The sequence below is a fragment of the Micromonospora sp. RTBAU3-60 genome, from assembly GCF_054963695.1.
This window is the reverse complement of record NZ_JBUEGB010000140.1, coordinates 1-6970: the sequence shown is the minus strand read 5'-3', so window position 1 is coordinate 6970 and position 6970 is coordinate 1. Positions and strand designations below refer to the sequence as shown.

Sequence of the window (6970 nt, the reverse complement as noted above, 5' to 3'; positions counted from 1 at the left end):
TCACCGCCTGCGGGCGCGTCGGGGTGCGCTCGGCCCGCTCGATTTCGACGCAGAACGCGACATGCCACCTGCCGCCGTCACGGCGCACCGTCGCGGACAGGATCCGGGCCGTGCCCGCCTCCAGACGGCGGGCGAGTTTACGGGCGGACTCGTGCAGCTTGAGCCGGCCCAACCGGGGCAGCACAACATGCTGGAGGTCCGGCTCCACCCGGATCGCACCCGTGGTGAACCGCACGGACGGTGTCGACCGGCGGCGGGACTTGAACCGCGGAAACCCCACCCGCGGCCCGGCCCGTTTCCCGGCCCGGGAGTCGGACCAGTTCTTCAAACCGGCCGCCAGGTTGTCCAAGCCCGTGTTGAACGCCTCCTTGGAACACTCAGCCCACCACGGCGCCACATCCGACTTGGCCGCGTTCCACGCCTTGCGCAACGCGGCGAGATTCCACCCGACGGCCGGAGTCAGCAGTTCCTCAGGTACACCGTAGGTGCGTTCGGCGGCGCGCTGGTCCATGATGGCCTTCACCCTGGCCAGGGCCCAGTTGTACGCCACCCTGGCCGCGCCGGCGTTGGCGAGCACGTCACGCTCCTGCGCTGGAGTCAGGTCCAGAGCGAACCGGTACGCTTGAATCGCCTTCACGCTGGCGGGTCCTGTGTGGTGGCGGCCTCGACCGCCCGGCGCGCCCGATCCGCCCCAGCCCGACGGCCGTAAAGACGCCCACACAACGAGGTCAAGATCTCCGTGACGTCCCGGACCAGGTCATCATCGACCCCCGCCGGGTCAACCACCAACAACTTGCGACCCTGCGCGGCCAGCGCCGCCTCGACATACTCGGCACCGAAGCGGACGAACCTGTCACGGTGCTCCACCACGATGGTCGTAACCGCCGGGTCGCGCAGCAGCGCGAGGAACTTCTTGCCCTGCCCGTTCAGCGCGGACCCGACCTCGGCCACCACCTGCGACACCGGCAGGTTCTGCCCGGTCGCCCACGTGACGACCCGAGCGACCTGCCGGTCAAGGTCGGCGCGCTGGTCGGCCGACGAGACCCGGGCGTACACCACCACCCGCTCGGCGCCAGCCGAGACAGCAGGCAGCGGCTCACCCACCATGATGAGTCGACCCAGCCGGTAAGTAGGAACAGGCAACGTCCCAGCCGCGTACTGCCGCCGCGCGGTGACGTACGCGATGCCCTGAGACGCCGCCCACTCCTTCAAATTCACCAGATCACCATAGCGTGCAAAAGCATGCTACAGACCACTCAATCGCGAGCAGTTGTTAACCCCCGGGCGACTGACCCAGCGCCCGCCGTCGACGGCACGGGTGGACCCGGACCGGGTCCACCCGTGCCGTTTCCGTTCGAGCCAGACCGTGCCCCCGGGCCAACCGAGTGCGTGCCGGCGATCAGGCGACGTTCCCCCGTTCGCGTCCGGCGATGCGGACGCCGGCGACCACGAGGGGCAGTAGCAGCAGCGAGAACACCGCACCCATGACCAGGGTCAGGTGCACCGGGATGAACATGACGGCCGCGAAGGTGGCCACGAACGCGAACGTCAGCCACCAGCCCACCACGCCGGCGCGGGCCAGGCCGACGCAGATCAGCAGCAGCCCGAGCTGGGCGAACATGCTCGTTCCTCGCCACAGCGGCATGAGGCTGGCGCCGTCGACCGCGTCGGAGATGCGGACGGCGACCTCCAGCGGTAGCCGCTGGCCGATCTCCATCCGCCACCAGTCGTCCTTCACGGCGCCGGAGATGTTGAGCAGGCTGACGGCGGCGAGCAGCGTGCCGACCAATGTGAGCACCCGTCCCCGCGCGCCCCGGACCAGTCCGGGCACGGCGAGCAGGCCCAGCGCGCCGATCAGCGTGCCGTAGTGCAGCAGGATCGCGGAGAGCTGGGTCTGCCCGCCGTCGCGGGCGAGCGAGGTCACGTAGTCGGCGGTGGATTCGCTGGCCTGCGGCGGGCAGGCCAGCATGCCGGCGAGGAAGAGAACCGGACCGCCGATGAGTGCGCCTGCGCCGAGGCGGCGCAGCGTCGTCCGGCCGTGGGCACCGCCGCCGGTGTCCGTCGGGTCGGTGGTCAGGCCGGCGTTGTCGATGTTGCTGATCATCGTCACTCCCTGTCGCGGGCCGCACTCGTGGCGGCCGATGTCGGGTACTGACGATGCCGGGCGCCGGCGGTCTGCCGCGTCCGTCGTGGCGCACCGACCGAGGCCGCCCCACCAGCGGAGGTACGCCCCCATGGCGGGCACCGAACGGTGGACCCGGAGCCGGTCGGGGTCCACCGCACGGTGGACGGCAGCGGCGGATCGGCGACCTACAGTGCCAACCATGACGCTCGCCCGGCTGCGCGATCCCGGCCTCATCCCGTTCGTTCTGGGGCCGCTGATCGGGGTGCTCGCGGTCGTGGAGACCACCCTGGATCCGTTCTTCGGGGACGCCGCGGTCGCCACCTGGGTGTCGGGCGTGCTCCTCGGCGGCGGGATCGTGCTGGCGCGGTGGTTCCCGCTCACCGGCACGCTGCTCGCCGCCGGCTGCTACCCGGTCGGGGCGCTGCTCGGCGCGAAGGGCCCGGGCGGTGCGGCCATGATCGGGCTGATCGGTGTGGTCGGCTGGGTCGGGTGGCGGCAGCCGCCGCAGCGGTCGTCGCTCGCCCTCGGCGCCGGGGCCGTCGCGCTCGCCCTCACCTCGGTGGTCACCGGCAAACCGTCCTGGGAGCTGCTGTTCGTCCCGGCGATCCTGCTGCCGGGCTGGTTCCTGGGGCTGCTCGCCCGCGCCAACGCCGCCCGCGCGGCCCAACTCGCGGACCTGGCCGCGGCGCTGGCGGCCGAACGCGAGGCGAACGCTCAGGCGGCGGTGGTGCAGGAGCGGGCGCGTATCGCGCGGGAGGTCCACGACGCGGTCGCCCACTCGGTCAGCGTGATGACGTTGCAGTTGGGTGGGCTGCGCCGGCAGCTCGCGGATCGCCCCGAACAGCAGGAGATCGTGCTGGGGCTCGAACGCCTCGGTCGGCAGTCCGTGGAGGAGATGCGTGGGCTGGTGGGCATCCTGCGGGAGAGCGGTACGGCCGGGGCCGCCGCCCCGCAGCCCACGTTGGAGCGGGCCGACGCCCTGCTGGCCGAGGTGGCGCGGGCGGGCCTGCCGGTACGCCTGCGGGTGGAGGGCGAGACGGTGCCCCTGCCGCGCACCCTGGACACCTCCGCCTACCGGGTGCTGCAGGAGGCGATGACGAACGTGCTGCGCCACGCGGGATCCGTACCGACGGTGGTGACCATCTCCTACGCCCAGGACGGGGTCACCGTGGAAGTGGTCAACGAACCTGGTGCGGTTGCGCCGGCTCCCGCGCCCCGTGGCCGGGGTGGGCACGGCCTGGTGGGGATGCGTGAGCGGGTGGCGCTCTTCGGCGGGTCGTTCGACGCGGGGCCGCTGCCGGACGGCGGCTACGCGGTGCGGGCCCGCTTCGCGGTGCCGGGCCGGTGAGGGGGACCGATCATGAGTGTTTCGGTGGTGCTGGTCGACGACGAGGCGATGGTCCGGGTCGGCCTGCGGATGGTGCTCAGCGGTGAGCCCGACATCACGGTGGTGGGCGAGGCGTCCGACGGCGACCAGGCGGTCGACCTGGTCACCCGTACCCGGCCCGACGTGGTGCTGATGGACATCCGGATGCAGCGCGTCGACGGTTTGGAAGCCTCACGCCGGCTGCTAACGGCGGCACCGGACACGAAGATCATCGTGCTGACGACCTTCGACGAGGACGAGCACGTGGCGGCGGCGCTGCGAGCGGGAGTGAGCGGGTTCCTGCTCAAGATCTCCCCGCCGGAGCAACTCGTCGACGCGGTCCGGTTGGTGGCGGCCGGGCGCGGCCTGCTCGATCCGGCGGTCACCCTGCGGGTGATCCGCGGCTTCGCCGCCCAACCGGCACCGGTCCCCCGTTCCCGCGAGCTCGACCAGCTCACCGCTCGCGAGGTCGACGTGCTCCGCCTCATCGCGGAGGGGCTCACCAACGCCGAGATCGGCGGGCGGCTGTTTCTCGGCGAGGCCACCGTCAAGACCCACCTCTCGCGGGTGCTCATGAAGCTGAACCTGCGTACCCGGGTGCAGGCCGTGGTCTACGCCTACGAGCGGGGACTGGTCCGACCAGGAGAGCGGTGAACTGGCACCGTGCCGGTGACCCGGGCGGACGCGCGAGTCGTCCGCCCGGGTCCCTGCGCGCGGGCCAGTTGATCAGCTGGTCGCGCTGGCCGCCGGCAGCTCGTCGGCGAGCCAGATCGGCTGCCAGTCGGGCACCTCGTGGAAGCGGCGCAGCTCCGACAGCCCGGACACCGAACCGCTCCACGCCGCGTACGGGGGGTTGGTCTCGTCGAAGCCGCTCTGCACGAAGGTCAGCCGGGTCTTCCCGGCGGACTCGGCCAGCTCCCAGGTGCTGACGCCGGTCGGTCCCCAGTCGACGGACATCTTGCGGCCCGGCTCCAGGTCGACCACCTTGGCCGCGTACCCGGCATCGAAACCGCCCATGGCGTAGCGGCCGCCAACCCAGGGCTCGATGCCGATCGGGTATCCGAACCAGGCGCTGGCCTGCTCGGAGTCGGTCAGCGAGGTCCACACCCGGTCCATCGGGGCGTCGATGACCAGCTCACCGCGCAGGTCGGCGGAGGTGAAGTCGGTGCGCGGCAGCAGCGCCCGCCCCTCCAGGTGGGCGTTGAGGTTGGCCAGCGCCAGGCTCCACCAGGTCTGCAGCACACCGCGGATGGTGCTGCCGTCGAGCGCCTCGCTGAAGACGAAGTGGCTCTGCCGCAGGGTCAGCTCGGTGTGCTCGCCCTGCGGCGTCACCTCGAGCTCGCTGGTGGTCTCCACGCCGCCGAGCAGCCAGGCGAAGCGCAGGGTGTGGTCGTCGGCGTGCAGCAGCCGCTGATGCGGGGCGTCGCCCTCGGGCGCGTAGCGGCCCCAGAACGCGTACCGGTGCGGCAGCTCGACCTCGGCGTGCTCGGCGAACCAGATGCGCAGCTCGGCGGGGTCGGTCAGCGCGCGCCACACACGCTCCGCCGAGGCGGCGAGCCGGACGCGGATGGTCAGCAGATCACTCATGGTTGTCGCCCTTCGGGTAGCAGGCCACGGCGAGCTTGAAGGCGTCTCCTTCGGTGCCGCCGTAACGGGTGAACAGGTCCTGCAGCGTCGACTGCAGGTCGTGCAGGAACTCCTGGCGTCGCTCGGCCGGCACCCGGATCTCGCCGGAGACGCCGATGGACGGCAGTTCGGGCGCGGTGCGGTCGAGGGCGGCGATGTCCGCCTGGACCTCCTCCATCAGGTCGAGCAGGTAGCCCAGGCTGAGCTCGTCCCGCGCCCGGCGTGACCCGCCGATCCGCCCGACGAGGCGGGGGGACAGCCAGTACGACCGGGCGACGGCCTGGTAGATGCCCTCGGTGATGCCGCGCACCCGCCGTTCGGACACCTGCTCGGCCAGCCCGGCCGCGACCAGCTGCTTGACGTGGTAGTAGACGCGCTGCGGCGTCTGCCCCAGCAGGCCGGCGACCTCGGTGCAGGTGCGGGGCTCGGCGAGCTGCCGCAGCACCTCGATCCGCTGCGGTTTGAGCAGGGCCTCGGCCTGCTCGCGCTCTTCCAGGTACAGGACGTCTCTCATGGCAAAATCAGTTTGTACGTACAAAACTTCTTTGTCAATGGGTTCGACGAAAGGCCGCGCGAACCGCGCGGCCTTTCGTCGCTACTTGCCGATGACCACGGCGTTGGCTGGCGCCTCGACCTTCACCGGCAGGCCGTACTCGGAGAGCTCCACCAGCACGTGCAGGTGGTAGGTGTACTCCGGGCCCCGAGCGTTCCACCGCACCGCACGGTCGTACGCCACCGTCCTGATCCGGCCGTCCGCGTCGATCGTCACGTCACCGACCAGCCTGTCGGCGGCGATTCCCTGGGTCGAATCCCGCATCGAGACCTCGAAGTGGTAGCCACCGCCGGGATTCTGGGTCACCTTGGCGCCGGCCTGCCGCAGCATCCGGAACAGCTGCTGCGGATCCGCCGAGGTGCCCAGCCCGCCGCCCAGCGCATCGTCGTAGTTCAAGCTCGTCTGCCTGCCCTCCGGATCCCGAGCCCACACGATCTTTCCGCTGTCGGGGTCGGCACCGTCCAGGCCACCGAAGTATCGGACGCCATCGACCAGACGCTCCTGCAGCCAGCCGATCGACATGGGCGGACGCAGCCCGGTCCTCGGCGACTCCAGGTAGCCGGTGGCCGTCGCAGGATCGAACGCGCCCTTCGTCACCCAGGTCCTAGCCACCGGCTCGGGCAGCTCGCCCCTCGGCGGGAGCTTGTCCTTGTTGGTCGTCGTGACCTTCACCCGGTAACTGATGTTCTCGCTGGCCGCCGCGGCGGCGGCCAGCCGCAACTGCGGCGACTCCGGGCTCGCCGCGGTCGCGGGCCGCTCGGCGACCGGCCCGGGCGAGCCTCCCCGACCGGCGGGAGCACCGGTGCCGACGGCCAGGGCCGCGGCAAGCGCCCCGGCCACCCCGACCACCCCGGCCGCGTACGCGCTGCGGTGCAGCGCGGTGCGCCGCCGGTGGCGGCGGGTGGCGTCCCCCAGCACGTCGCGGGTGAACGCCAGTCCGGCGACCTCGTCCCGCATGCCGTCGATCAACCGATCTTCAAGGTCAATGGTCATCTGCCCGCTCCGTTCATCGGATTTGCGGCGTGGAAACCCGGCCGTTTACGGCCGGGAGGAAACGCCGCTCCCTCCCTTCGGTGATCGTCTTATGTGGACGATTGGTAGAATGTGAGGCGTGGGTGATGTGGTGAAGCGGGCTTACAAGTACCGCTTCTACCCGTCTGCTGAACAGGCTGGGCAGTTGAACCGCACCTTCGGGTGCGTGCGTCTGGTGTACAACCGGGCGTTGGAAGCCCGGACCCGGGCGTGGGCGCTCGACCGCCAGCGCACCACGTACGTGCAGTCGTCGGGGTGGCTGACGGAG

Annotated in this window: 9 protein-coding genes; 3 read left to right on the top strand and 6 right to left on the bottom strand. The window is 71.2% G+C overall.

Features of this window, described 5'->3' with window-relative positions; translation table 11 throughout:
* From ACY34I_RS39890 to ACY34I_RS39880, 3 genes are all read right to left on the bottom strand, one after another.
* Positions 1-637 (bottom strand): helix-turn-helix domain-containing protein (locus ACY34I_RS39890; protein WP_462760664.1); only part of this gene is annotated, 637 nt, incomplete at its 3' end.
* On the bottom strand, positions 634-1218 hold the full coding sequence (locus ACY34I_RS39885) for an IS607 family transposase (protein ID WP_462760662.1): 585 nt from the start codon (positions 1216-1218) through the stop codon (positions 634-636). The genes ACY34I_RS39885 and ACY34I_RS39890, both read right to left, overlap by 4 nt.
* 181 nt (positions 1219-1399) lie before the next feature.
* A complete protein-coding gene (locus ACY34I_RS39880; protein ID WP_462760660.1) occupies positions 1400-2104 on the bottom strand; it encodes a hypothetical protein in 705 nt (234 codons plus the stop codon).
* Positions 2105-2324: 220 nt separating this feature from the next.
* Between ACY34I_RS39880 and ACY34I_RS39875 the strand changes: the two genes are divergently transcribed.
* Both ACY34I_RS39875 and ACY34I_RS39870 read left to right on the top strand, forming a co-directional pair.
* Positions 2325-3473 (top strand): sensor histidine kinase, encoded by a 1149-nt coding sequence (locus ACY34I_RS39875; protein WP_462760658.1) that lies wholly within the window; start codon positions 2325-2327, stop codon positions 3471-3473.
* 12 nt (positions 3474-3485) lie between these two features.
* Entirely contained in the window at positions 3486-4145 is a 660-nt protein-coding gene (locus ACY34I_RS39870; protein WP_462760656.1) for a response regulator, read from the top strand.
* A 72-nt stretch (positions 4146-4217) separates the two neighbouring features.
* On the opposite strand, the gene ACY34I_RS39865 is transcribed toward ACY34I_RS39870, so the two are convergent.
* The 3 genes from ACY34I_RS39865 to ACY34I_RS39855 form a co-directional block, all read right to left on the bottom strand.
* Positions 4218-5078, bottom strand: a complete 861-nt coding sequence (locus ACY34I_RS39865; protein ID WP_462760654.1) for an SRPBCC domain-containing protein — start codon at positions 5076-5078, stop codon at positions 4218-4220.
* The gene (locus ACY34I_RS39860; RefSeq protein ID WP_462760652.1) at positions 5071-5631 is read right to left on the bottom strand and encodes a helix-turn-helix domain-containing protein; all 561 of its coding nucleotides are present in this window, start codon (positions 5629-5631) and stop codon (positions 5071-5073) included. The genes ACY34I_RS39865 and ACY34I_RS39860 overlap by 8 nt, the downstream gene beginning before the upstream one ends.
* An 81-nt stretch (positions 5632-5712) precedes the next feature.
* Positions 5713-6663 (bottom strand): hypothetical protein, encoded by a 951-nt coding sequence (locus tag ACY34I_RS39855; RefSeq protein ID WP_462760650.1) that lies wholly within the window; start codon positions 6661-6663, stop codon positions 5713-5715.
* 118 nt (positions 6664-6781) lie between these two features.
* Between ACY34I_RS39855 and ACY34I_RS39850 the strand changes: the two genes are divergently transcribed.
* Positions 6782-6970 (top strand): helix-turn-helix domain-containing protein (locus ACY34I_RS39850; protein ID WP_462760648.1); only part of this gene is annotated, 189 nt, incomplete at its 3' end.